23 protein-coding genes and 4 pseudogenes are annotated in these 26,979 nt (G+C 32.4%); 16 read left to right on the top strand and 11 right to left on the bottom strand.

The window, feature by feature from the left end; all coding sequences use genetic code 11:
- Window positions 1-91: 91 nt before the first annotated feature.
- Together NST14_RS15930 and NST14_RS15925 are read right to left on the bottom strand one after the other, a co-directional pair.
- Window positions 92-250, bottom strand: a pseudogene (locus NST14_RS15930) (DUF2812 domain-containing protein); the annotation flags it as partial.
- Window positions 237-362: pseudogene (locus NST14_RS15925) on the bottom strand (PadR family transcriptional regulator); the annotation flags it as partial. The pseudogenes NST14_RS15930 and NST14_RS15925, both read right to left, overlap by 14 nt.
- Here NST14_RS15925 and NST14_RS15920 point away from each other — a divergent pair.
- A pseudogene (locus NST14_RS15920) lies at window positions 362-592 on the top strand (CorA family divalent cation transporter); the annotation flags it as partial. The pseudogenes NST14_RS15925 and NST14_RS15920 overlap by 1 nt on opposite strands.
- A 139-nt stretch (window positions 593-731) precedes the next feature.
- Window positions 732-1,169 (top strand): MarR family winged helix-turn-helix transcriptional regulator, encoded by a 438-nt coding sequence (locus NST14_RS15915; RefSeq protein ID WP_048556935.1) that lies wholly within the window; start codon window positions 732-734, stop codon window positions 1,167-1,169.
- A 551-nt stretch (window positions 1,170-1,720) separates the two neighbouring features.
- On the opposite strand, the gene NST14_RS15910 is transcribed toward NST14_RS15915, so the two are convergent.
- Entirely contained in the window at window positions 1,721-2,299 is a 579-nt protein-coding gene (locus tag NST14_RS15910) for a TetR/AcrR family transcriptional regulator (protein WP_001190900.1), read from the bottom strand.
- Between the two features lie 363 nt (window positions 2,300-2,662).
- Here NST14_RS15910 and NST14_RS15905 point away from each other — a divergent pair, with 363 nt between their 5' ends.
- From NST14_RS15905 to NST14_RS15885, 5 genes and pseudogenes are all read left to right on the top strand, one after another.
- Window positions 2,663-3,853, top strand: coding sequence for an MFS transporter (locus NST14_RS15905; protein ID WP_048556936.1), 1,191 nt, complete (start codon window positions 2,663-2,665; stop codon window positions 3,851-3,853).
- Window positions 3,854-4,084: 231 nt separating this feature from the next.
- Window positions 4,085-4,359, top strand: a pseudogene (locus NST14_RS15900) (protein adenylyltransferase Fic); the annotation flags it as partial.
- Window positions 4,360-4,774: 415 nt separating this feature from the next.
- Window positions 4,775-7,657: a collagenase ColA gene (gene colA / locus NST14_RS15895; RefSeq protein ID WP_001038986.1), complete on the top strand. Its 2,883-nt coding sequence runs from the start codon at window positions 4,775-4,777 to the stop codon at window positions 7,655-7,657.
- 419 nt (window positions 7,658-8,076) lie between these two features.
- Window positions 8,077-8,643: a TetR/AcrR family transcriptional regulator gene (locus tag NST14_RS15890; RefSeq protein ID WP_229142796.1), complete on the top strand. Its 567-nt coding sequence runs from the start codon at window positions 8,077-8,079 to the stop codon at window positions 8,641-8,643.
- A 58-nt stretch (window positions 8,644-8,701) separates the two neighbouring features.
- Complete coding sequence (locus NST14_RS15885; protein WP_048556938.1) at window positions 8,702-10,558, top strand: alpha/beta fold hydrolase; 1,857 nt, start codon at window positions 8,702-8,704, stop codon at window positions 10,556-10,558.
- Between the two features lie 325 nt (window positions 10,559-10,883).
- Here NST14_RS15885 and NST14_RS15880 read toward each other — a convergent pair whose 3' ends face one another.
- The 3 genes from NST14_RS15880 to NST14_RS15870 form a co-directional block, all read right to left on the bottom strand.
- Window positions 10,884-11,825: a ketopantoate reductase family protein gene (locus NST14_RS15880; RefSeq protein WP_001269750.1), complete on the bottom strand. Its 942-nt coding sequence runs from the start codon at window positions 11,823-11,825 to the stop codon at window positions 10,884-10,886.
- Between the two features lie 296 nt (window positions 11,826-12,121).
- Complete coding sequence (locus tag NST14_RS15875; RefSeq protein ID WP_162837235.1) at window positions 12,122-12,289, bottom strand: hypothetical protein; 168 nt, start codon at window positions 12,287-12,289, stop codon at window positions 12,122-12,124.
- A gap of 107 nt (window positions 12,290-12,396) precedes the next feature.
- Complete coding sequence (locus tag NST14_RS15870; protein ID WP_229142795.1) at window positions 12,397-12,942, bottom strand: dihydrofolate reductase family protein; 546 nt, start codon at window positions 12,940-12,942, stop codon at window positions 12,397-12,399.
- Window positions 12,943-13,289: 347 nt separating this feature from the next.
- On the opposite strand from NST14_RS15870, the gene NST14_RS15865 reads away from it, so the two are divergent.
- From NST14_RS15865 to NST14_RS15840, 6 genes are all read left to right on the top strand, one after another.
- A complete protein-coding gene (locus NST14_RS15865) occupies window positions 13,290-13,799 on the top strand; it encodes a DinB family protein (protein ID WP_001076313.1) in 510 nt (169 codons plus the stop codon).
- Window positions 13,800-14,313: 514 nt separating this feature from the next.
- On the top strand, window positions 14,314-14,619 hold the full coding sequence (arsR, locus tag NST14_RS15860) for an arsenical resistance operon transcriptional regulator ArsR (protein ID WP_001982246.1): 306 nt from the start codon (window positions 14,314-14,316) through the stop codon (window positions 14,617-14,619).
- 60 nt (window positions 14,620-14,679) lie between these two features.
- Window positions 14,680-15,117, top strand: a complete 438-nt coding sequence (locus NST14_RS15855; protein WP_229142794.1) for an ArsI/CadI family heavy metal resistance metalloenzyme — start codon at window positions 14,680-14,682, stop codon at window positions 15,115-15,117.
- Window positions 15,118-15,135: 18 nt separating this feature from the next.
- Window positions 15,136-16,176, top strand: coding sequence for an ACR3 family arsenite efflux transporter (gene arsB, locus NST14_RS15850; protein ID WP_000826568.1), 1,041 nt, complete (start codon window positions 15,136-15,138; stop codon window positions 16,174-16,176).
- A gap of 26 nt (window positions 16,177-16,202) precedes the next feature.
- Window positions 16,203-16,607, top strand: coding sequence for an arsenate reductase (thioredoxin) (gene arsC, locus NST14_RS15845; protein WP_163257972.1), 405 nt, complete (start codon window positions 16,203-16,205; stop codon window positions 16,605-16,607).
- A gap of 153 nt (window positions 16,608-16,760) precedes the next feature.
- Window positions 16,761-17,594, top strand: coding sequence for a GNAT family N-acetyltransferase (locus tag NST14_RS15840; protein WP_048556940.1), 834 nt, complete (start codon window positions 16,761-16,763; stop codon window positions 17,592-17,594).
- 90 nt (window positions 17,595-17,684) lie between these two features.
- Here NST14_RS15840 and NST14_RS15835 read toward each other — a convergent pair whose 3' ends face one another.
- Entirely contained in the window at window positions 17,685-18,167 is a 483-nt protein-coding gene (locus NST14_RS15835; protein WP_048556941.1) for a hypothetical protein, read from the bottom strand.
- Window positions 18,168-18,314: 147 nt separating this feature from the next.
- Between NST14_RS15835 and NST14_RS15830 the strand changes: the two genes are divergently transcribed.
- Window positions 18,315-19,325, top strand: a complete 1,011-nt coding sequence (locus NST14_RS15830) for a phosphotransferase (RefSeq protein WP_229142793.1) — start codon at window positions 18,315-18,317, stop codon at window positions 19,323-19,325.
- 5 nt (window positions 19,326-19,330) lie between these two features.
- Here NST14_RS15830 and NST14_RS15825 read toward each other — a convergent pair whose 3' ends face one another.
- The 4 genes from NST14_RS15825 to NST14_RS15810 all read right to left on the bottom strand — a co-directional run bounded on the left by NST14_RS15825 (window position 19,331) and on the right by NST14_RS15810 (window position 24,487).
- On the bottom strand, window positions 19,331-19,939 hold the full coding sequence (locus NST14_RS15825) for a response regulator transcription factor (RefSeq protein ID WP_139120474.1): 609 nt from the start codon (window positions 19,937-19,939) through the stop codon (window positions 19,331-19,333).
- The gene (locus NST14_RS15820) at window positions 19,917-21,506 is read right to left on the bottom strand and encodes an ATP-binding protein (protein WP_076867892.1); all 1,590 of its coding nucleotides are present in this window, start codon (window positions 21,504-21,506) and stop codon (window positions 19,917-19,919) included. Before NST14_RS15820 ends, NST14_RS15825 begins: the two co-directional genes overlap by 23 nt.
- Before the next feature lie 231 nt (window positions 21,507-21,737).
- Complete coding sequence (locus NST14_RS15815; RefSeq protein WP_048556943.1) at window positions 21,738-23,708, bottom strand: FtsX-like permease family protein; 1,971 nt, start codon at window positions 23,706-23,708, stop codon at window positions 21,738-21,740.
- Between the two features lie 23 nt (window positions 23,709-23,731).
- A complete protein-coding gene (locus NST14_RS15810; RefSeq protein WP_048556944.1) occupies window positions 23,732-24,487 on the bottom strand; it encodes an ABC transporter ATP-binding protein in 756 nt (251 codons plus the stop codon).
- Between the two features lie 325 nt (window positions 24,488-24,812).
- On the opposite strand from NST14_RS15810, the gene NST14_RS15805 reads away from it, so the two are divergent.
- Both NST14_RS15805 and NST14_RS15800 read left to right on the top strand, forming a co-directional pair.
- A complete protein-coding gene (locus NST14_RS15805; RefSeq protein WP_048556945.1) occupies window positions 24,813-25,808 on the top strand; it encodes a CgeB family protein in 996 nt (331 codons plus the stop codon).
- Window positions 25,809-25,975: 167 nt separating this feature from the next.
- On the top strand, window positions 25,976-26,860 hold the full coding sequence (locus tag NST14_RS15800; RefSeq protein ID WP_048556946.1) for an alpha/beta fold hydrolase: 885 nt from the start codon (window positions 25,976-25,978) through the stop codon (window positions 26,858-26,860).
- Window positions 26,861-26,979: the final 119 nt, after the last annotated feature.

Genomic DNA, 26,979 nt, shown 5'->3' with positions numbered 1-26,979 from the left:
TCTTATGAATCTCTCGCTTCAAGAAGAACTACAACCATTTGCGGAAGAATTACAACGATATATTACACCTGTATTTTTAGAAGAACTTGCAATCTTGATAATCCAGTCGCATCACATATCTCTTGCCGGTTTTTTCGAAAGTGTATATTCCTAATCCACTAATATTTGTACAACGATAGCCTTTTTGTAATTGCTCATTCAGCCATTGCTCCTCTTTTTCTATATCAAAAAATATCTTAGCTTTCTTCATTCGATTCACTTCCTTCGTACAGGGATAAAATATGTAATAGCCTATTTTGCTCCATTTTCAAAATGGCACTTCCTTCCGCAGTTATCATATAAACTTTTCTCCGACCTGACTCTCTTGGACAGTATAACTGATTCATATTCATCGGTAATCTCAAATGAGATGAATAATATCATGAAAACTCTCACTTTATTCACCGTTTTTTTAACTGTTCCAACACTTGTATTTAGTTTTTTTGGAATGAATGTCTCTATACCTCAAACTTCATGGGGGGAAACAATTGTTTTATCAATAATTTTTATTATATGGATAGCGCTGGCGTTATGGAGAAGGAAAATATTCTAATTTATTACTACTTCAAAAGTATGAGCATCAGCAAACCTTTTTACGTAAGGATTGACGATTTTTTTATAGGTAAGAAATTACGCGTGTTAAATATTTAACTTTATTAAAAATTGACTGATTAAAATAAAGAGGTAATAAAATGAATAATCTTGATAAAATTCAAGCAATGGTAATTTCCATTGGAAAGAAAATGCAAATGGAGTTATTTGAGCAAATACCAGTACCAAAACTTACAACATCACAGTTTTATATTTTAAAAATTATAAACTATTACGGTGCATTAAGAGCAAGTGAGCTGGCGAGAGAAATGAATGTAAAGCCAAGTACAATTACAGTTACAATTAATCGATTAATTGAACAAGGATTAGTCAATCGTTATCACGATAGAGAAGATCGCCGCGCCGTTATCATTGAACTAACAAAAAAAGGAGAATCTGTAGTTGAAGAAACTATTATCGCTCGTAATGAGCATATTGCTAAATACTTATCCCTTTTAGAATTTCAAGAGAAAGAGAAATTATTACAATTACTTGAAAAGTTAAGGGCGATAATATGCGGGAAACCAGAGAAAGAGTAACAAGACTTGAGAGAGCTTTAAAGTGTATGTAGTTTGATTTTTCATGAACTGTTCTACATCTGTTAGGTTTTATGATGTATTCACGATAATAAATCGTAATATCGCATAATAAGATACATCTTTATTGCAAGATTCATTATTTTGTTATAGATTCTTACGCTGTGTTTTCAAAAGATAGAATGTCAATTTTGGTAATCCTAGCATTGTACACAATTTTATTACAAACATGTTATCTTTCACTTCATTCCAATATATCATAGCGGAACTTGGGTCTTTGTAGTAATGGAACAAGAACGGCAATAAGACTTAATTGTGTTAGCAAAAATCAGGGTTTTTTGCTAATGATAAAAACGGTATTAAATAAAGCTTGGATGTGTTAATACTACGTTATCAAAATAGCTTGTAGATTAAGCCTTTTTTAAAACTGATGCATATGGGGGAAAACCCCATATACAACAGTTTTAAAACATTAGATACTTTATTTACCAAGTTAATACTAGTTACATCAGTATAGGAAACAGTGGAAATCTAAATCTTTGTTTATATGTTAATTACCTCAAACGTATCCCTTCGAAGGCGTTTATAACCAAATCATGTACATAGGAATCATCCAACTTTTCACCAGTTACTAGCAAACGATAAAAAATTGGTCCGTAAATGAGATCGATGCTTAATTCAATATCGAGGTTTTCTTTTAATTCTCCTCTTTTAATTCCCTTCTCCAGAAGTTGCTTTGCTTGCAGTCGACGTGGTTGGAAGTATCGAACACGATATTCCTCTGCTAGTTTCGAATCAAATTGTCCTTCGCCAACTAACTCATTGATAATGGTTCCTTCTCGACTGATTAAAAAATTGGCTAAACTTGTGGCGTGAATTAAAATATCATTCAACGCTGAACCTGTGTCAGGTACAGGCAATCTGGCAGCAGCAGCAGAAAGAAAACCATCCATTACCACAGCAGCCTTATTTGGCCACCATTTATAAATCGTAGCTTTGCTGACTTTAGCACGTTCTGCAATTTTATCGACTGTGACTGCTTTAAAGCCACTTTCCAATAATAACTCATAGGACGCAGAAAGGATGGCCTTTTGGGTTTCAATATTACGTGGTCGACCTCTTTTACTTTGCACATTAATCATTCCTTTCAAAACATAAACTATACGTTTAGTATACTTAATACGAACAAAAAACGAAATAGCCTATTTACAAAACTGAACGTTTAGTATATATTTTAGTTAATTAATGAACTGTACGTTCAGTTTATTAATTAACTAACATCTTGTAATGGTATGGATATATTTAGGTTCCAAAAATCACAAATTACATTGCTAAAAAACATTTAGAAAAGGGGGGGAAAGAGAGGAAATTGGACCTTTTAAAAGCAGAATGGAAATTAGCTCAGACTTAATTTATTACAATAAAAAATGGCATCGCAGTAGTACTTGCCAAAGTGATTTAGTAATTTTGAAATAAAAGTATGGGAGGAAATACTTATGTCTAATTTTAAAAATAAAGCAATTGATAAGGACATTTCATCAGGTTTAATCATTCTTTTAGCAACTGCATGTGGTATTATTGTGGCTAATCTTTATTATGCACAGCCTTTAATTGGGCTAATTAGTAATGAAATTGGGCTTTCTAATAGTAGCGCTGGATTAATTGTAACGCTAACTCAAATTGGATATGTTGTTGGCTTATTATTTCTTGTGCCTTTGGGGGATATTGTTGAGAATAAAAAATTGATACTTATATTGTTATTTTTAAGTGCATTTGCACTCATTTCTATGGTTTTTGTAAAAAGCGCAACCTTGTTGTTAATTGCTTCATTCTTTATCGGACTGGGTTCGGTCGCAGCGCAAGTGCTCGTACCTCTTGTATCATATCTTTCATCTGAGAATGCACGCGGTCGCGTAGTTGGCAATGTCATGAGTGGTCTGTTATTAGGTATTATGCTTGCGCGACCGATCTCTAGTCTAGTAGCCGATATGTGGGGATGGAATGCAATATTTGCTTTATCTGCTACTGTAATTATTGTTTTAGCGTTTGTATTATCGAAAGTACTCCCTACTAGGAAACCAAAGGCAAAAACAAATTATATAGCCTTACTTAATTCAATGTGGCAACTGCTACGTACTACTCCAATTTTACGCCGTCGCGCCATTTATCATGCTTGTGTATTTGGGGCTTTTAGTTTATTCTGGACCACTGTTCCATTATTATTATCTAGTCCTGCTTTTCATTTTTCTCAGACTGCCATAGCATTATATGCACTTGTCGGAATTACAGGTGCAATAGCCGCTCCAATAGGTGGTCGTCTAGCTGATCTTGGCTGGACACGACCCGCCACTGGGATAGCTCTCACTGTTGTTATTATTTCTTTAATACTCCCACTTTTTATTCAAAGTAGCTCGCCCTTTGGAATAGCTGTTTTAGTAATTGCTGCAATTCTGTTGGACATGGGAGTATCTGCAAACCTTGTGCTTAGCCAACGTTTAATTTTCTCGTTGAGTCCAGAAATTCGTAGTCGATTAAATGGACTATTTATGGCTATTTTCTTTTTAGGAGGTGCTGTTGGATCCTTTATTGGAGGATGGGCATATGCCTTAGGAGGATGGAATCTAACATTATGGATAGGAATCGCTTTTCCGACCATAGCCTTGCTTTATTTTGCTAGAGAAAAATAGTTTTATAATCAAATTTAAACAGCCCAGATTCGTTTGAATGCTTCTTCATTAGTATGTCCGAGTTTTATAGATTAATTGCGGTTATTTTGAAGTTTTTATATCAGAACCAGACTTTTTTTCTATATTGCTGTAATTGAAAAAGACTCACCTTGTTGAATATATTTGAAATGCAATAAAAAAGAGCTTGTGCCAAAACACAGACTCTCTTTAAGTTGAAATGAATATATATATAGCCACCACTTTAGAGAAGGAAACGGTAGAGAGAATAGAATATGGCTAGATTTAATCTTTAAAAATGAACTTCATCAGGTGGTCGACTGCAATAAAATTGATAAAGAAGATTATTTACTGCAATGGAACGCAGCCCAATTAAAGATATTGAAATTAAGCATTTACTCCAAAATGCATTAGTAGACGAAATAAATAGTCATGAAATATTCATGAAAAGTATTAATATTATTTACTATCATGAGGGATATACCGAATATAATATAGAGGATTTATAAAACAAAAAGGGCTGAGATAGCCTTTTTGTTTTACACTTTGACGAGTATTTTTTATGAAAAAATACGTTATTCTTTTTGTAAAATTAATAAGAAAGGATGACGTTTTTGTATGTCTATTTCTGTATCCGATGAATTACAACTATTTACTTAAGAAATTCAAAGATTTTTATCGCTAAATATCTTACGAAATCTTGCCAGAGAGTTTGGTTTCTTGCGATGAACCCGTAAATTTCAAACAAAAGATATACCCAATTCATGAGTAAGAATGAAAAAAGAAAAAAATTCTATAATGTTTTATTTAATATCAGTTTATAGGGAAATTCATGTAATTAAATATGAAATAATACATATTATAATGATTTATTAAGATAAAATGTTATATTTTTGGATGGAATATATAAATGGAGGAAATGTAATGAACAAGAATTTAAAATTCACCCAAATGATGATTGGGATTAGTACAATGGCATTATCATTTGGAAGTATTCAAACACAGGTATCAGCAGAAGAAACAGCACCCTATAATATCTTACAGATGAAACCAATGGGGACAGAAACTTCAAAAGATGAAATTGTACATGCTACAAAAGCGGACGAAACTTTGACTTTTGAAGAGCGTTTAAAAATAGGAGATTTTTCACAACGTCCTACTCCGGTTATGAAACGTGATGAAATTCAATTAAAGCAAAGCTATACTTTGGCAGAACTGAATAAAATGCCTAATAGCGAACTCATTGATACATTATCAAAAATTTCTTGGAATCAAATTACGGATTTATTTCAATTCAATCAAGATACGAAAGCATTTTATCAGAATAAAGAACGCATGAACGTTATCATTAATGAATTAGGACAACGAGGAAGGACGTTTACGAAAGAAAATTCAAAGGGCATTGAAACATTTGTTGAAGTATTACGTTCTGCTTTTTATGTGGGATATTATAATAATGAATTAAGTTACTTAAAAGAGAGAAGCTTCCATGACAAGTGTTTACCCGCATTGAAAGCGATTGCGAAAAATCCAAACTTCAAATTAGGTACAGCTGAGCAAGATAGAGTCGTAACTGCGTATGGAAAATTAATTGGTAATGCCTCTAGTGATACTGAAACAGTACAGTATGCGGTAAATATTTTAAAACAATATAATGATAATCTTTCTACGTATGAAAGCGATTATGCGAAAGGACAAGCCGTATATGAAATTGTAAAAGGAATTGATTATGATATACAGTCTTATTTGCAGGATACGAATAAGCAACCTAATGAAACAATGTGGTATGGAAAGATTGATAACTTTATAAATGAGGTTAATAGAATTGCTCTCGTGGGGAATATAACAAATGAAAATAGTTGGCTAATTAATAATGGCATTTATTATGCAGGTCGTTTAGGGAAATTTCATAGTAATCCATACAAAGGATTGGAAGTTATTACACAAGCGATGAGCTTGTATCCTCGTCTAAGTGGACCTTATTTTGTAGCAGTAGAACAAATGAAAACAAACTATGGTGGAAAAGATTATAGTGGAAATGCAGTAGATCTACAGAAAATACGTGAAGAAGGGAAACGACAATACTTACCTAAAACATATACATTTGATGACGGATCAATTGTCTTCAAGACGGGAGATAAAGTAACAGAAGAAAAAATTAAGAAATTATATTGGGCAGCCAAAGAAGTAAAAGCACAATATCACCGTGTAATTGGTAATGATAAAGCGCTAGAACCAGGTAACGCTGATGATGTACTAACAATAGTAATTTATAATAATCCAGATGAATATCAATTAAATAGACAATTATATGGATATGAAACAAACAACGGTGGAATTTATATTGAAGAGAAGGGGACCTTCTTTACATATGAGCGTACGCCAAAGCAGAGTATTTATAGTTTAGAAGAGTTATTCCGTCATGAATTCACTCATTATTTACAAGGAAGGTATGAGGTTCCTGGTTTATTTGGAAGCGGAGAAATGTATCAAAATGAACGATTAACTTGGTTCCAAGAAGGAAATGCAGAATTTTTTGCAGGATCTACACGTACAAATAATGTTGTTCCGCGTAAAAGTATGATAAGTGGCTTATCATCTAATCCAGCAAGCCGTTATACAGCAAAGCAAACTTTGTTCTCAAAATATGGATCATGGGACTTTTATAAGTATTCCTTTGCACTACAGTCATATTTGTATAATCATCAATTTGAAACATTTGATAAGCTTCAAGATTTAATCCGTACAAACGATGTGAAAAATTATGACTCATATCGTGAATCATTGAGCAACAATACACAATTGAATGCAGAATATCAAGCGTATATGCAGCAGTTGATTGATAATCAAGAAAAATATAATGTACCGCAAGTAACAAATGATTATTTAATTCAACACGCACCAAAGCCGCTAGCTGAAGTGAAAAACGAAATTGTGGATGTAGCAAATATAAAAGATGCCAAAATTACAAAATATGAGTCGCAATTCTTTAATACATTTACCGTGGAAGGCAAGTACACAGGTGGTACATCAAAAGGTGAGTCTGAAGATTGGAAAGCGATGAGTAAACAAGTAAACCAAACTTTAGAGCAGTTATCCCAAAAAGGTTGGAGTGGTTATAAAACAGTTACAGCCTATTTTGTAAACTATCGTGTGAATGCAGCTAACCAGTTTGAATATGATATTGTTTTTCATGGTGTTGCAACAGAGGAAAAGGAAAAAACAACTACTACAGTAAATATGAATGGACCATACAGTGGGATAGTAAATGAAGAGATTCAATTTCATAGCGATGGTACAAAAAGTGAAAATGGAAAAGTTATTTCTTATCTATGGAACTTTGGAGATGGTACTACAAGTACAGAAGCAAATCCTACCCATGTATATGGAGAAAAAGGAACATACACTGTGGAACTAACAGTAAAAGATAGTAGAGGAAAAGAAAGCAAAGAACAAACAAAAGTTACTGTAAAACAAGATCCGCAAACAGGTGAATCTTATGAAGAGGAGAAGGTACTCCCGTTTAATACGCTTGTAAAAGGAAATCTGATTACTCCTGATCAAACAGATGTTTATACGTTTAATGTTACAGATCCAAAAGAAGTAGATATTTCTGTGGTAAATGAACAAAATATTGGGATGACATGGGTGCTTTATCATGAATCAGACATGCAAAATTATGTAGCTTGTGGTGAAGATGAAGGAAATGTTATAAAGGGGAAATTCGCAGCGAAACCAGGTAAATATTATTTAAATGTATATAAATTCGATGATAAAAACGGTGAATATTCATTATTAATAAAATGAATTTATTTCTAACATGTATAGAATGGCTATTTTAAAGAGGAGTCTGTTAATATAGGCTCCTCCTACTTTTTATTTACATATTGGGAGAGCACCACATCACCATCAAGCTAATACTTTCATATCCCCCTAAATTAAAATTTTCTTTCTCTACAGATAATTATTCTGAGAAGCCGTTCATTTTTTGTTTTGGGGGTATTTCTTTTTCTAAAGTTGTGATGGGTATGTATGGTGACCTCTATTAGACAATAGTGAATGAACAATTTCGGGGTTCAGTTCAACTTTATTCAAAATAAGATTTTTTTGCAGTAAAATCAATGTTAGTGGAACTTTTTTAATTAAACTTTTTTAAAAATTAACATAAATGCTTGCGATATTTAAATTAGTACTATATAGTTCTAATTATGACAAAGGTAAAATTAATGAATCAAAAACATGTGATTGAAGTAGCTGCAACATTATTTTTAGAAAAAGGGTTTGCTTATACAAGTATGGATGAATTGGTACGTGTAAGCAAAGTTTCAAAGTCTAATGTGTATTATCACTTTTCTAATAAGGAAGTATTATTAGAAGCGGTCGTTGATTATTGGATTGAAATGTATCAATCTGCAATTGATGACGTAATTTCTCAGAACCAATTTTTAGTTGAAGATCGTATCCAACTGTTTTTAAAGCAATTATCACAAGGAGTTCAATCGAGAGAGTATAAGGGAAGCTGTCCATTTATTACTCTTTATATTCAAAGTCCTACACAGGCCACGCAAATAAAAGAAAAAATAGGTCTTTTTTTTACAGGATTACAAAAGAAAATGTCTCTATTACTTAAACAAGGGGTAGAGAATGGAGAATTCAGAAATACGATTCATATTGATGAGGTTGCATCACTTTTTATTACAAATCTTGAAGGGGCGTTATTTATTTCAGAAACATTGAAGGATGCAACTGTAATCACGAAAACAGCAGATCATTTTTTAAAATTGCTTCGATAAAAGAAGCATTTTTTTTACATCAAATTAGTACTAAGTAGTACTAAAAAGGGGATCTTATATGAGAACAGTATTTTTAACTGGTGGAACAGGCTTTATTGGAAAGCAATTAGTGAAAGAATTAGCCAAAGAGGATGTTAAAATTCTTCTTTTAGTGAGGTCGAAAAGTAAAGCAACAAGCATTTTTCAAGAAAGAGACATCTTAAAAAAGGATGTTATGCACTTTATTGAAGGTGATTTGACGAAAATAGATTTAGGTCTAAGTGGTGAAGATAAGGAGAGGGTATTGAAAACGGATGTGATTATTCACGCAGGAGGCCCCATGGATATTCAAGCGACAAGTAAAGAGGCAGCTTCCGTATTTTTAAATGGCGCCAAACATATTAGTGAATTAGCTAAAAGTATTCATCAATTGAAGGGTTTGCAACAATTTATTCATGTTGTAGGTTATATGAGTCCCTTTGATGATAAAAATAGCAAGATTGCAATTGATGTGTTTAAAGAAGGAAACAATTATTTGAAAATAAAAAATCCATATGAGAGAACAAAATTTTTAGCAGATCTTTATATCCGTCAGCAGGCATCAGCAGTAGGTTACCCGCTTTCTGTAATTAATCCGCCAACTGTAGTCGGTAGTAGTAAAACAGGAAGTACAGAGCAGATAGCAGGATTAGGTTTGCTTGTGATGAGTATGCGAAGAGGGCTCATGCCAGTGATTCCTGGAGGTAAGGGATATAGGTTACCACTTATTTCAAACGATGAACTTGCGAAGTTTATTGTGCAGGTTTTGAGATTGGAGCAACCGACTCTTCAAACATATACACTTGTTGAAGACAAACAGCACGATCAAAACATTGCTGAATTATTAAGTATTATGTCGGAAAGTATGAATATGAGGGCACCAAAAATCTCTGTTCCAATGCCATTTATGAAAGCAATTATGAATAGTGGAGGAAGTAAAATAACAAAAATTCCTTCTGATGGACTGAATTTTATTACAAAACAAAAATTTTCAAATGTTTCAGCGAAAAAAATTATGGGAGGAGATTGGTTTAAGAAGACGAGTGTAATGAAATTTTTCCCTGCCGTAGTAGCTGATCTGGATTATCGAATGATGTATCAAAATGGCCGGCATAATCATTTATTTAAACGAACATTATGCGATAACACTACCCTTTACCAATTACAAGGAAAGGGTAAACCGTTTATTTTATTACATGGTTTATTGAGTGATGGAGAGGATTTATTTCCTTTAGCACAAGAGCTTCATGAAAAAACTGGTCAACCTGTATGGATTTTGGATCTTCCAGGTTTGGGACGTTCTCCTTTTAAACGAGAGAAAAATCTTCTAGATATCTATTTGAATGTAGTGAAAAAGTTATTGGAGAAAGCTACGAATGGTGCACATCTAATTGGACATTCATTCGGTGCGTTTCTTCTTCTGGAAGCATTGGTACAAGAGTACATAGATAAGAAGTATGCAATCACTTTACTTCAGCCACCTGTTGCTAAAAAAAATGCTAAATCGCTAAATGTTCCTCAATTTATGAACAAATGGACATTAAAATTAGCAACTACTAATTTGATAGGGCGTTATTTATTAAGTAATGGTTTGTTTGAAAGTACGGAGAGCATCCCTGAACATTATATTGAAAAAATAAGTAAAAGTTTTACTTCTCCTAGAATTTTAAATACTACGGTTCAGCTTAACAGTTTACTACTGAAAAACGATCAAGGTGATTCCAATGAAGTAACAAAGTATAATCTTCACATTATTTGGGGGGATTATGACAGAGCCTATTCTGCTCCATCGCATCTTGGTAAGGTTGATTTTGTTCCATATGGCCATCATTTTCCTCTTAGCCATCCGAGTGAAACGGCAACATTAGTAATAAAAAATAGTAATACTAGTAGATGAGAGTGTGGGATAAATAAAAAGTGTGTAGTAAGATCGTTGTGTCTTTGAAATAAAATCGTACTGTTTTGGGGTCCTACCCCATCGCTATCAAGCTATGAAAAGCAAATATCCCAAAACGAAAAAAATGACCTGAATTCTTATGAGTAACAGTAGAGATATAAAATTTTTCATTAATTAAAAACCAAGGAAAACTCGACAAAATGATTGGATTTACCTTGGTTTTTTGTGAGTGACTCAAAAAAGAACGAATTCTTGTCTTGCCCTATCAAATTTGATATCATTTATGTAAAATAATGTGAAACATTAAAATGAAATATCGAAGTTTTTAAGATTTTTTGAGCCATGACATAATGTATGGTTCATATGAAGCCCAATCATGCATAGATATTTCCATTTTTAATCCTTCTTTCAATACTTCGTTATATCCATATACCCATTCTGATAAGCCTTCTTTCATATGATTTTCCACCATTTCCATAGTATTTTCAGATAAAAACATTTTTTGTATTAAGTGTGCAACTATGAAAAGGGGAAGGTTAAAGAATTTAGACGGAAATATTTTATTTGTGGGTACACCATAAGCTTTACATACATTGATTCCTTCTCTAAAAGCTAAAACCATTTTTTTTACGCTTTTATAATCGTTTGCAAATTTTAAATATGAACCGGCTTCAAGAACCGCTCCTGCTGTAATAGATTGTTGTAAATAATGAACTTTTAACCAATCAAATATGTTTTTATCAAACTTGGTTTTAATATTAACTCTTTTTAGCGATTCCTCCATATTATTTATACTTCCTTTAGTTGAACCACCTAATCTGGTTGCTTCATCAAAGATAATTATTTCTGTTTTATTAGATTCACGTCCTCCACCTATAGAAGATGGAAATGCTATAATATATTCTTCATCACTAAAGTAATCTTCCAAGTCTTCTTTTATATTCCAATTATTTTGCATGAAAGCAAAGTAATTAGTGTTTTCTTTTAAAGAATTAAGTTGTGGGAGTATGTTACGTAATTGATACCGATTAACAGCTACTAAAATACCATCATATTTATTAGTTATTTCTGTTATACAATTTACAGAAATATTTTTCTCGCTGTACGTTGTTTCTTTTACACGCAGATCTTTTACATACAGTTTCCTTTTTTGAAATTCCTTTTTTTTATCTTCGTTTCTCACATAAACGTCTACTTCATGCTGGTGTGATAACAACCAAGCATAGGCTGTACCTATTGTTCCTGCTCCATAAATCAAATATCTCATGTCTCAACACTCCTAAAAAAATAATCATATACAATATTTTACAATAATACGTATTACAATAATACATATTACGATAAAAAAGACCCTTTAAAACCCGATCTTATTATAGGAGTACAGCCATATCGCTCTTAAGCTAATAAAAAGAAATACTCTTAAAATGAATAAAAGACGTTATTCTTTCCTATAATTCTACAGAAAGGATAACGTCTTTTTTGTTTTATAGATAGTGCAAAATCTTAGTTCCTCTTATATAATCATTAAACTCGGAAGTCAATAGAGCTACTAGTTTAATTAGATTATATGTTCTTCCCATAAAAAATCTTTAAAATGGTTTTATAATCTGGAATTTGTAACTTTAAGTATTGATTTATAAAGTTTTCGTTATCATATGGTACTTTTTTCAATTCAACAGAGAATTGCCCAGCATCAAAATTAACAATACCGTGTTGAGCGAAATGCTTCATGGTTACATCCTAGTGAGCCAGGATGTAAAAAAGTTTTGTCCATTGTTTGAAAAAACTCAACAGGATTTATTCTGATGAGTTTTTTTGTTTATATAATTTATCAATAATTATTCTTTTTTCTCCGGCTGATAGGAAAGAATAACGACACCTGAACTGGTCGTTCTTGTTTCTATAAGTTTTAATGCTTTTGTATTGCTCTGGTCTTTAAAGAGACGCTTTCCGCTTCCTACGATAACGGGATTGACTATAAAGTGATATTCATCAATGAGGTCATGTTGCATTAATGTTTGTGTAAGATCACCACTGCCATAGATTAAAAGGTTCTGACCGGGCTGTTCCTTCAGTTTCGATATTTCTTCTATAACATTATCCTTGATAAGATTTGCATTCCATTCGGTTTTTTCTAAAGTTGTTGAAGCAACAAATTTAGGAATGCTGTTCATCTTATCAGCAAAACCTTCTTCATCAGTCATAGAAGGCCAGGCAGCTGCAAAACCTTGATAGGTTACTCGCCCTAGTAGAAGAGCTTCACTTTCAAACAGTAAATTGGATTGAAACTTTGCTACTTCTTCATTGAAGTATGGAGAAGTCCAAGCTGGTTCCTCCATGACACCATCTAGTGAGAGGTACATCGATACAATTATTTTTCCCATTTTGTTCTCCTTTAGTTTTAAATTGAGATGTTTACATATTGGTAAAACAATTATTAATTCTCCAGCTAGAGAAAATTTACCTTTTTAATAGTTTCGACAAAATGTATTTATGTATGTTGTGGAATAAACTAATATATATTCATAACTTTGAAATATTGTATAACTTCTAATTTTTATGCATTATTGATTAGCATTGCTTATTGTGCTAACGAATCAGGATAGTGTGGCGACCGACTAAATAGTTGCTTATCCTCATTTATTAGAAGGGAAGTTTTATCATTTCACGAATTGATTAGACATAGACGAGTGCTATAATTTTCTATATATACATAAAGAGGTGACTACGCATGAATCAAAGACCGTCAGAAGAAGAATACGCTGGGAGCTCCGGCGAATATATCCGTTTGGTGCCAGACGGTAACATCATCGACATTTTGCTCGCTCAGGAAAAGCAAATGACCGAACTCCTGGCATCGTTGACCGAAAGCCAGGCCGCATATCGGTATGCGGAAGGAAAATGGACACTGAAAGAAGTTGTGGGCCACATTACAGACGCGGAACGCGTCATGACCTACCGCCTGCTCCGGTTCGCAAGAGGGGACCAGACGCCTTTGACCGGTTTCGATCAGGAATTATTCATACCTCCTTTCGGAAGCTGGACAACCGCGCAATTGGCCGAAGACTACCGGGCCGTACGGCAATCAACGATTACATTACTGCGCGGGCTACCAGCGGAGGCGTGGATCCGCAAGGGCACAGCCAACAACCTAAGCATTACGGCGCGCGCCCTCGCGTACAGCATTGCAGGACACGAGCTTCATCACATGGGGGTTATCCGAAACCGGTACTTGAGTTAATCGTCGGCAGAGGCCTTTGGAATGGAACGAACACCACTCATACAACCTTAGATACCGTTCTTATTAGGGTCCCGCCCCACAACCATCAACTTAAGGATTTAGACTATTTTTGAAATAAAAAGCACGTTACTATTCTCTTATGTTAATGAGAAAGGGTAACGTGCTTTTTATGAATATGCACCAAAAACAAGAGTTATATCGATTTTTCTCATTTTGGGGTATTTGTTTTTCTTAGATTGAGGGTGACGGGGCACTACTCTATAATGATCAAATTAAAATTAAAAATAGTTATAGAGACTCCATTTCTCGGAAATGTTGTAACTATTAAGTTGTAAAAAGAACCATAGTTTTTCATTTTTGAAAAGGCTATGGTCTTTTTTAGTTGTAGCAAAGTGATGATGCGAGGAAGTTTTTTTTATAAATCAAAAAAACTTGATTAACAAGTTGCATATAGAACTCATCTACGTATATACTAAAAACATCAAAAAAAGTTGATGAAGGGAAGTGAACTACAGTGGTACAAGATTTTCAGCTCTATGAGAAAAAGTTTAAAGCGTTGGCGGATCAGAAACGTCTAGAAATCATGTATGAGCTTTGTCAGAGAGGCCAAACGTGTGTATGTGATTTAACAGAGATTTTTGAAATGACGCAATCTAAGCTGTCATATCATTTAAAGATTTTATTAGACGCAGGTTTAATTGTAAAAGAAACAAAAGGTACGTGGAGTTATTATGATTTAAATGATACGGAAGTGAATAATTTATTATCAGAAGAATTGTGTTGTATCTTTAGAAAAACAGGCAAAGGTAGCTGCTGTTAAAATTTTAATTTATTAATCAAAAAAAATTGATTAATGATATGTAAAGAGGAGGAATAAGGTATGAGATATGTTCACGTTGGTATAAACGTTACGAATTTAGAGAAGTCCATTGAATTTTATGAAAAAGTATTTGGTGTATCACCAGTTAAAGTGAAAACGGATTATGCAAAATTTTTATTAGAGACGCCAGGACTTAATTTTACGCTGAACGTACGAGATGAAGTGAAGGGAAATCAGGTAAATCATTTCGGTTTCCAAGTGGATACAGCTGAAGAAATTACATTACATAAAGAAAGATTAGAAAAAGAAGGTTTCTTCGCGCGTGATGAGATGGATACGACTTGTTGCTATGCAGTACAAGATAAGTTTTGGGTAACAGATCCTGATGGGAATGAGTGGGAATTCTTTTATACGAAAGCACATAGTGATGTTCACAAAATTGAAGAGTCATCTTGTTGTACGACTTCTAATGAAGTAGTTAAAAATTCTTGTTGTTAATAGGAGATGGAAAATAAAATGAAACGTTTATCTTTTCTAGACCGATATTTAACACTATGGATTTTTCTAGCGATGGCTGTTGGGATTGGTTTAGGGTTTGTGTTCCCTAGTGTAGTAGACGGACTGAATACATTACAAGTTGGCACGACGTCTATTCCGCTTGCAGTTGGTTTAATTGTAATGATGTATCCACCATTGGCGAAGGTTCGCTACGAGGAAATGGGCCGAGTATTTAAAGATGTAAAAGTGTTAGTTCTATCATTAGTACAAAACTGGATTATTGGTCCGGTACTTATGTTTGTGTTAGCAATTATTTTTCTTCCTGATAAACCAGAATACATGGTTGGTCTCATTATGATTGGGTTAGCACGTTGCATTGCAATGGTCATTGTTTGGAATGATCTAGCTGATGGTGATAAAGAATATGCGGCAGGTTTAGTTGCTTTTAATTCGGTATTCCAAATGTTATTCTTCTCGGTTTATGCATACGTGTTTGTAACCGTAATTCCAGAATGGTTAGGAATTGAAGGTGCTATTGTCGATATTACAATGATAGAAGTAGCAAAATCAGTGTTTATCTATTTGGGAATTCCTTTTATAGCAGGTATGTTGACGCGCTTTGTACTAGTTAAGTTAAAAGGAAGACAGTGGTATGAAAAGGTTTTTATACCTAAGATTAGTCCACTTACATTGATTGCATTGCTATTTACAATCATCGTTATGTTCTCCTTAAAAGGGGAAATGATTGTTAGCGTACCATTAGATGTAGTAAGAATAGCGATTCCGTTATTAATCTATTTTATTGTAATGTTTTTTGTTTCTTTCTTTATGGGAAGAAAGATTGGTGCAAACTATCCGGTGACTACAACATTAGCATTTACAGCAGGTAGCAATAATTTCGAGTTAGCGATTGCTGTAGCAGTTGGTGTGTTTGGTATTCATTCGGGCGCAGCATTTGCAGCTGTTATCGGTCCTTTAGTTGAAGTACCTGTCATGATTGCACTTGTAAACGTTGCTTTTTGGTTTAAACGTAAATATTTTAATGATCAATCAGTCTAAATTTAAAAATAAAGGTGGAAAACAACATGGAGAACAAAAAGACAATCTACTTTTTATGTACGGGAAATTCATGCCGAAGCCAAATGGCAGAAGCATGGGGCAAACAATATTTAGGAGATAAGTGGAATGTATATTCTGCAGGAATCGAAGCACATGGAGTAAATCCAAACGCAATTAAAGCAATGAACGAAGTAAATATCGACATAACAAATCAAACATCAGATATAATTGATGCAAATATTTTAAATCGTGCTGATTTAGTCGTTACGCTTTGTAGCCATGCAGATTCTGTTTGTCCATCTACTCCGCCGGATGTGCATCGTGTTTATTGGGGATTTGATGATCCAGCAGGAAAAGAGTGGTCCGAATTTCAACGTGTTCGTGATGAAATTGGTGAACGTATAAAGCGATTTTCTGAAACAGGGGAGTAAATAAAGGAAAGAGTCAATCTTCTATTGTGTTGGAGATTGGCTCTTTTTTATTATATATTTCAATGATTTAAAACAACTATTAAAAAGAATAGAGAATATTCTGTCATGGTGTTAAAGTTATAATAAAGCGATTTCAAAAAGGTGGTTTAACTTATGATTTCTGAATTAAGCAAGAATGATTTTTATAAATGTAGTAGTTTAATAAATGAACGAGGTCAATTAGAAGTCAAAGCTGTAATTGCAGGGGTGAATCCTGGTCGTATATTTGTAGATAACATATCTTCCCCTAATTCGGGGCTTATTTGGTTAGGCAATAATGATGGCTTCTTTTTTATTGGAAATGCTGAAAATGAAGAGTTTAATAAAGAAATGAATCATCTTATTAATAATGTAATAAAACCTGAGGCGAAAAAGGTTGGACTAAATTGTTTTGAAGGAATCGGTAATCATTCAAAGTGGAACAAAACAATTGAAAGAATATTTCAGCACCGTAACTTAAAGAGTTGGAATCAAAGAGTGTATATGCTAAGAAAAGAGGATTATGAAAATCATCATGAGCCTAAATTTGAACAGGGATATACTGTGCTAAAAATGAGTAAAGCTCTCTATGAAAATAATAATAACACATTTAAGAACATTGATTTTTTACAATCAAAAATTTTAGAGTTTTGGTCTTCACCAGATTGTTTTTTCAATGAAGGAATCGGTTATTGCATTGTTTATGGTGATCTAATTGTGAGTGTTTGTTTTTCAGGATTTGTATTTGAAAATATACACTGTATAGATATTGAAACAATAGAAGAGCACCAGGGGAGAAAATTAGCTCAAACGATAGCTCATAGTTTTGTGAAAGATTGTTTGGAGAATGACATTACTCCATATTGGGACTGTATGGAATTGAACAAGTCTTCTATCGCAGTTGTGGAAAATGTAGGGTTTATAAATGTATGTAACTATGTAGGATATTATTTTCTATTTGATGAATAATTTGTTGATGCGATGAAACGATAGGCATGAGTTAGTTCTATAAGTTTATGAGCCGCAAATGCGGCTTTTTTATTTGTGTCGTAATTCGTTTTAGAATTCTTTTTCGAAAAACTGAATGATTTTTTTAGAATTATCTTCACTTAAATCATAACCTTCACAGTGTGTTTCATCGCTCGCTTTTGCTATTACGATGTCACCATCAGACTCTATCCAAACAAAGAATTCTTGTATAGAATTATCTTGATAAGTAACCTTCATTTTTGAATGTATATAGTCTTTGGCCTCTTGATCTAGAAGTAGTGTTTTTTTCTCTGCGCTTTCCATGCTTGTGAAAATTGTTTTCATATTTTTTTTATTTACTACTTGATTACTACTTTTTGAATTTACAGGACTAATCTCAAGTTTTCTCACTTCTTTTTGTTCAAACATAACGTTTTCATATACAAATTCTTTTTCTTTCACTGCTGTGGATGCTTCTTTATTGGAAGCTTTCGTCTCATTTGAATTACTTGTACATCCAATTAATAAAGTGATACTTAATGCTCCAATTATACCGAATGTTAATCTCTTCAATAATAGGCCTCCCATCTACTATTTTCTATAATTCTATTTCCTATTTGAAATATCCTAGCTATGCTTAATGAAGTGAAATACATTTTGTTATGGGAAGCGCAATGAATTACATGTACCCTAATTTTTTGTATGGAAGGAGAGAACGTGGTGAAACACATAATAAGAAATGTAGTAATGAATTATTTTAAAGAGATTCATTCATTAGCAGTGGAAGAAGAATTACATAAGAAAAGTTGGCATACAGATTTACACTATAAAATCATCGTAAATGGAAAGCGATATTCCGCAAGATTTATAAATAGCAAGCGAACAATCAATCCAGCTTTTGGGGCGTTATCAAACGAACAACTGATAGAGCAAGTACGGTTTACGTATTATGTACGCGAACATGGAATTCCTTTTATGCAGATAAACAAGAATAGGGCAGGAGAGCCATTTACACTTGTCGCTTGGAATGAGAAACAATACCGATTTGTCTTGTCTAATTGGATTGAGGGAGAACATATTACACATTGTACAGAAGCTATCGCAAAAGCCTTTGGAAAGGAATCAAGAAAGATTCATGACATATCTTGCGCATTTCAAAGCTCGATTTTTCAAAAGAAATCACATTTGGATGGGTATGCCCAGTTTATTCATATGTTAGAAAGTAAGGCAAGCGCATGCAAAGAATTACGGGAGTATATAAATCTAGCTACATATCATATAGAGTGTGCATATACGAGTGAATTAAAGTTTCACTTTATCGTACATACAGATTTAAATCCTTTGAATGTTTTATGGGACTCAAGTGAGCAGGTAAAAGGAATTGTAGATGTCGAATCGATTGGATATGTTGATCGTATTGAAGGACTAGCCTTTTTACTAAAGTGGTATTCTCGAACAGAAGGAATACATTCGCATGAAGTATGTTCAAGTGTTGCTAGTGCATTTTTAGAAGGGTATAAGGCTCATAATATTGTTACATCAAATGATTATAAAAGACTTTCTTCGTTACTATGGTTATCCGGTAGTTTAAATTGGAATTTTGTGAAGAAAACACTAAGTGTAATAAGTGATGAGAGGGAATTAGAAGAACATTTGGAAGTTTATAGAGTGAGGGGAGAAAGGTTGTCTTCATTAATAAGTAGAGAAGAAAGAGCCAACTCGTTTGAGTAGGCTCTTTAACGATAAGTAGGTTGAATATAACCTAATTTTATCCCTTTAGTGACAGCTTCTAAAGAAGATGAAACATTTAATTTATCAAATACGTGCTGAATATGATTGGAAATTGTACGTTCGCTAGCGTATAACATAGAAGCAATTTCTTTGCGCTTATAGCCATCACACAGTAATTGTAAAATTTGTTTTTCACTATGAGTCAATTCTTCAATTGTTTCTGTAGGGGTTGGAAAATGAGATGCGCCTTTATTAATATCGTGTAGTACTTTCACCAATACTTCAGGTAAAATATTTTTATTAATAAAACCACTTACACCTAGTTTTTGAGCTTCATACTGGTAAACAGGTAAATCATAACCGGTTAATATGACAATTTTTGTATCACATTTACTATCCAATATTATTTTTGCTATTTCTAAACCATCTTCACTACTTATATTGCTTAAATTAATATCTAATAAAATAATATCTGGTTTAAACTGGTTGATAATTGTAACGACATTTTCAACATTTTGTAATGAACGGAATTCATCTATTTCAGGATAATCTTCTAAGGCTATTTCCAAGCTTTTAGCAAACAAAGCATGATCATCTATTAATAAAATGTTTATAGGAATCGTCTCCTTTCATAGGAATGATAATAGTAATGCATAAACCAGAAGGGTTACTATTTGAAATGGTCATTTTACCATTTAATAAAAATAGCTGTTCTTTAATCGAATTCAATCCTTTATGACCATTCAAAATATCTGCTTCGGTAGTTGTTAAACCTTTGCCATTATCTTTCACAACAAGTTTTATTTCCCCATCTTCTTGTACTACATGTAAATGTAACTTTGAACAATTTGAATGTTTGAATGCATTCGTTACTAGTTCTTTTAATATTCGATATACGACAAGGTGATAGGGTTCTACTAAAAACAAGTCGTCGTTACACGTAAAGGATATATTAACATGTTTCGTTTCATATTTTTTTTGTATCATTTTAAGTAAATTACGATAATTTTCTTTTAATGTAAGTGTTTTTAATAGAGTTGGATGATACTCTTGCATTTCAATGCGTATTGTATGACTTAAGTTATCCAGTGTCGCTACGATCATATCATGAATTTCTTTTTTGTTAGATTTGTTCATCATATTTTTAACAGCTAATATGTCTTGTAGTATTTCATCATGTAAATAATTAGAAAAACCACTTTTTAATTGTTCTTCTTTCACTATTTGTACTAAGTTATGAATATAAGAACTGTCGGGTAAAGTTTTCAATTCTTTTGTATTCAAATTTGAAATAGTGTTTTTGGTGTCTTGAAATAATAATGTGAAATAAAGCTGAACGAACCAAATAATTGTATGTATAAAAATGAAATAAGTAATCATATTAAATTGAAATAGTACTCCAAGTGAACTCATAAAAATAAAAATGCATACAAACATAAAAGCAATTGCACTTTTTTTTAAGGGGAAATATTGTTTCATAGATATATGATTTTTAAAAGCAATTGCATGAATACTAAATAGGGGGAACAGAATTATTGTGTACCATCCTAAATTATTTACATATTCGGGACTCCTCCCAAATAACGTAACATATACGATAAAGGGGAAGATAAGAATTGCAGTAGATGTAAGTAAATGCTTTTTTTCAGTTTTAAAAACAAATTTAATTCGTTTGTTATGTTTCAGGAATAGAAAAATAATCCAACTAACACTGATAAGCCATTGAAATGAAAATAGAACGGAAAATATTCTATCGTTTATTAAATATGCACATAATGTTAGTAAACATGTAACTCGTAAAATCCAATCTTTTTCTTTTTTATAACTATAAATAGAATCTTGGAAAAAGAATAGGAGTATAAATTGCACGATTTTATATAGAATGAATACACTTAGTAGTGTACTGAATGTACGAAAAATCTGGTTGTCATTCAGTGTAAGTAAAAACTGCCAAGAAGTAAAAAGTAGTAAACTAGAAAACTGTGATAATAGAGTATTGTTTTTTAAGTTGATAAAACTAAGATATGATCCATAAATGGCCATGATCGTTATAAGCAGTAAAGGGAGTAATTTTGCTGTTCCTATAATATTGTCTATTGAAAATTCGTTGCATAGAAAAATAATCATACAAAGTTGGTTAATTAATATTAAAATTTGTTTTTGCTCATAGTACTTTTTCATAAAATCACTTACCTTTGTTAGATTACATACAGATAAAGTTGATGTTTTTTTATCCCGCTTTAATGGGCAGTAAGACCCCCACCTCAAAATTCAGCGAAAGCAAAGAATTTAGGTGGGGATCAACTGCCCATAAAAGTCCGATTGGTGAAGGCTAATAATCAGTGGGGGATGAAGAAAACCCCCACTGATTAAAGTTTCACTTTATTTATCATCAGCTTTATTTATAGTTTTTTACTTTTTATTGTTAAATATAATTTTATAACATGCTCTTTTTGTTAACAAATAATAAACGATATATACAACAGTAAAAATAAATATTGCAAAAAGAATCGGTAATATAAACGCACTACTTTTTCCTAATAGGTCATCCATTAAAGCAGTCTTATAAGCTATTAATGCAAAGATACTATGTGCTAATCCTATTATGTAAGGAATGCTAAACAAGGTGAAAATTTCTTTACTTATTATTCTTTTTATCTTCTTTTTGTTATAGCCCATTCTATTTAAAATAATAAATTCATTTTTATTTGCCATCATACTTGAAAGGTTATGGAAATAGAGAATACTGCCTGTTGCAATAAAGAAGATGATAGTAACAAAACTAATGAGCAAGAATGTTGAGCTATTTTGCTGAATAATATAATCATTTTTCTGGTAACTGCTTGTAAAATAACTATTATTTTTAAATAGTGGAGCTAAGTTTTCATAAACTGCTTTATTATTCCTCATATCTAATCCATTAAAACTCACTATCGTTTTTTCGGGTAATTCTAAAGTTTTTATTTCTTTATAAAGTTGATCCGAGATAATAAGTGTTGCGACACTATTTGCAAATCCAATTGAATTAAGTAACGTAGTGTCTTTTACTTTAATATCTATATTAGTTGTAGGCGTTAAATTTAAAGTATATATTTTCCCTTTATCTATATTTTCTTTTTCAGGTCGATATTTTACTAGGATGCTTTCATTTTTAGCTAGATGATTAAATTCTACATTTTTATCTTGAATATGTATTAACTTTCTGTAATCTGACTCAGAGATAAGGTCAAATCCGTGTTCCTTTTTTATACTATATTCTTTCGGTAAATTATCAGAATTAGATTTCCCGTTAATAATGGTTGTTTCTGTATATCTTGTATTTTCTTCACCGACAGTATTTTGTACAGTTTGTAGTGCTTTATTGGCTACGTCCTTATCGTCTAAAGGAAACTCGATAGCTGAAGGTACGATCCGTTCTGTAGCGGCAACAGGATAGTAAAGAGTCAGTAGAGTAGAACTGAATATAGCTAAAGTTCCTGCGGTTAATAAGGTTAATAAAATGAAAGTTTTTGCTTTTGAACGAATTTTAAATATAAAGTTTGGGATGACGATAATATTGGATTCTTTATAAAACCATATTTTATTTTTCTTTAGCTTTTGAATCGCATATGGTAAAAATGAATGAATAAAGAAGATCGTCCCTAATATTACACTGAACATTGTTAAGAGAGCGATTGGAGAAAAGCCAATTGTTTTCCACAAAGATTTCGTGCCCCTTGTAATATCGATTGCTAAGAAATAGCCAATTAAAATGAAAAATAATCCTAGTAGTGAAAAAACTGTATTGATTTTTATCTTTTTATCTTCTTTTTGTTCCATACGTACTAAAGTTAGTAAGGAACTTTTTCGAAGAATAATCCAATTTGATAAAGATAAAACAAAAAGAACAGCAAAGATAAAAGCAAAGGTGAATAGTACTGCATCAAGGTTAATAAATGGTACTTTAGAAGTATCGATTTGTAATTTTAATATTTTGATTATAGCTCCTACAATTCCTTTATGAGCAATAGCACCAAAAATAATTCCTACAAATAGGGCAGCAAAGCAAATCATAATATTTTCAAAAGTTAACAGTTTTAGCATTGTTGATTTTCTATATCCTAAAAGGGAGTAAATGCCGAGTTCGTTCATTCTTTTTTTCATAAAAAATGTATTAGAGTATGACATATAGAATAGTACAAATGCCATAACAAAGATTGCCACCGTTTTTGACATCGTTTCTACTCTACCATCAGACGAAATCTTTTCCATGACAATGTCGTTCATGGAAAAAGAGATAAAGGAGAAAAATACCATCAGTACAAAAGCTACTGAAATAAAATAGAATGAATAGAAGGAGAAGTTATTTTTTAAATTCTTTTTTGCGATTGTAAATAATCCCACAGTTCAATCTTCCTTTCATATTTCTAGTTATATCGATTTTCATCAATTTTAGAGATTTCTTTTAATATTTCTTCGAAAAATTCTTTTCTATTTTGTTTATTTTTCTTTAATTCTTTTATAATGTTTCCGTCTTTGAATATTAAAATTCTACTAGAAAAACTGGCTGCATAGGCATCATGAGTTACCATTAAAATGGTAGTTTGAAGTTCCTCATTTACCTCTTTTAATTTTTGAAGTAGTTCTGTTGCAGAATTTGAATCTAACGCGCCTGTAGGTTCATCTGCAAATAAAATACTAGGCTGCTTTGCAAGGGCTCTTGCAGCTGCAACCCTTTGTTTTTGTCCACCCGATAATTGACTAGGATACTTGCTTAATTGCTCAAATATCCCAAAACGCTTTGCTAAATTTTCTATTGTGGATTCAATTTCCTTTGGAGATTTTTTTAACAGAGTAAGTGGAACAGCAATATTTTCCTTTACGGTTAAACTATTAAGTAAAAAATACTCTTGAAAAATAAACCCTAAGTAATCCTTCCTAAAATCAGCAGATTTATTATTGTTAAGCGTTTGGATATTAATCCCGTTTATAAAAACATCGCCATCTGTAGGTGTGTCGATAGTGGATAAAATATTTAATAAAGTTGTTTTTCCGGATCCAGAGGCCCCCATAATCCCCACAAACTCACCCGCTAGAATATCAAAAGAAACTTTATTAAGCCCTGGTAATTGATTCTTGTTATAAATTTTTGTCACATTCCTTGCAGATACTAATGCATTCATTTTATTTACTCCTTTTCATCTATTTATATATGAAGTGTATCTTTTGATATAAAAAGAAGCATGAGTAAAAAGCGCAATCTTGTGCTCATATGCTGTTACTTTGTATTACGAAATTGTGTAAATGATAAAAAATATAGATACATCATGATAGGGAGTATGAATAAAAGAAACATCATCTTCCAAAATCCCATTACCTATAAAATGAGGGAAGTTCAACATAATGGACATAAACGGTGCTTATACATGTAAAGTAAGAGGTCATGAAAATGAATAAAGACTGCTAATTTTCGTGCGCTTTGATTATGTAGAAATAGGGGGAAGTGACATGAAAGACAACACTCCTAAGAAAATTTTATTTATTCAATCAGGAATTCCTTTTTATTATCCAATGATCGAAGCAGCAATTTTGAATAGTTTACAAAAGATAAACAGCGATACAAGTATGGTGAGTCCAGAAAAAGCTATAAAAACCGCATTGAAAGTGAAACCAGATTTTATTTTGGTATTAAGCGGTTTAAGTGAAGAATTTAATCATATTATGCCATTCTTAAAAAAGGCAGGGTTTACTACTGGGCTTTGGCTGACAGATGATCCTTATTATACGGATGTAACACAACATCTTGTTCCGTATTATGATTACATATTTACGCAAGATTTAAATTGTATCAAGTTTTATAGGGGAATAGGATGTAACAATGTGTTTCATCTCCCTTTAGCAGCAAACCAAGAGGTATTTAAACCTTCTCTTAAAGAAGATACATATAAGTATGATCTTAGTTTTATAGGAACCGCATTTGAAAATAGAATTAACTTTGTTGATTCTATTTCAGAGTATTTAGCAGAAAAAAATATAAAAATTGTAGGTTTCGGTTGGGAGAATTTAAAGAGTTATGAAAGGTTAAAGGATAAAATACAACTCTTGCCACTTGCAAAGTATGAAGATGCGTTACATTTTTACGTATCTACTAAAATCAATATAAATTTGCATCGTTCACTAATTGATCAGGAATTGAATTGTAACTCTGCAAATATTCAAGCGTATTCCGTAAATAATAGGACGTTTGAAATTAATGCCGTAGGTTCTTTTCAATTAACTGATATACGTCCAGATGTAGCAAAACATTACATACCAGGTGTTGAAATAGAAACTTTTAATAGTGCATCGGAGTTTATACAAAAAGCAGAGTATTATTTGGAACATGTACAAGAAAGAAAACGTATAGCAAAAAATGGACTGGATAGAACTTTGAAACATCACACATATGATAAACGTATAGTACAATTATTAAACTATATTAATTTCATAGGTGTGCAGATGTAGTCTAACCATTAACTGAAATGATAAGCATTTGGTGCTTTCTAACTCTCGTATTCTATAAAAATTATTTACGAAAAAGGGATTTGGATACATTTATAGAATTTGTTTATTCTGAAAAAACAATTTTGCATTCAAACTAATTTATATCTAATAATTAGAGGAGATTAAAAATGAATCACTTTTTTGTAGAATTTGGTGAATATGAAGCAAGTGGTTGTGAATGGGGGGATAAAAGTAACCCTCAAATCATTTGTTTTCATGGTTTAGGAAGTACAAAATTAAGTTTTATAGAAATGGCGGAATTTCTAAAAGATAACTATCATATTGTATTGTTTGATCTACCTGGACATGGGAAAACACCAAATTTTGAGAAGGATGAAGATTACGGTGCAGCCCATTTAATAAATTGGGTAGTAGCATTATTTGAGCACATAGGAAAAGAAACATTTCATATAGTAGCACATTCATGGGGCGCAAGCGTTGCGCTTCACTATGCAGCCGCATGTCCAGAAAAAGTGAATAAAATGGTTTTGTTAGATGGTGGTTATCATCATGGAAAAATGAATGCAGACTATTTTGCGAAGCTATATAAAAATGCGAAAGAAGGAGAGTGTCCACCGCGATCATTAGAAGAAGAAATCATTCATTACGAAAAAGATTTTGATGAATATATTTTTGACAGTAAAGAAGCGTTCATCCAATCAGAAAAAATGGTTTACAGCAGGTGGTCTCCATTATTAGAACGTGCGGTTTATGATTTAATGCGAGAAGAAGATAGTAAAGTGAAATGGCATGCTACTGGCGATACCGCTAGAGGTGTAATTAAGTTTCAATATACGGTGTATAAAACATTGAAATCGCATAAAATTAAAAGCGATATTTTATTATTGTATTGTGACCTTCCTAATAATTATTTAGAAATAAGAGAATTGCAGATAGCAGAATTTAAGAAGCGTATTAACATTACGACTAAGCTTTACAAAGATACAGGGCATTTAATGCACTGGGATAGACCAGAAGAGATTGCTAAGGACGTTTTAATTTGGTTACTATAAAAAAGGTCCGTTGTTCGCATTTGAGCAACGGATTTTCTTTTGAAAAACTGAATCTAAGAGAGATAAGCAAGAGCATTACAGTTCTATTACCAATTCATTTTTTGATATAATAGATGCGT

Origin of the sequence: Bacillus sp. FSL W8-0519, from assembly GCF_038005585.1 — a bacterium.
Taxonomy (GTDB): domain Bacteria; phylum Bacillota; class Bacilli; order Bacillales; family Bacillaceae_G; genus Bacillus_A; species Bacillus_A paranthracis.
Note: the sequence above shows the minus strand (reverse complement) of the source record. Positions and strands in the feature narration are given on the sequence as shown.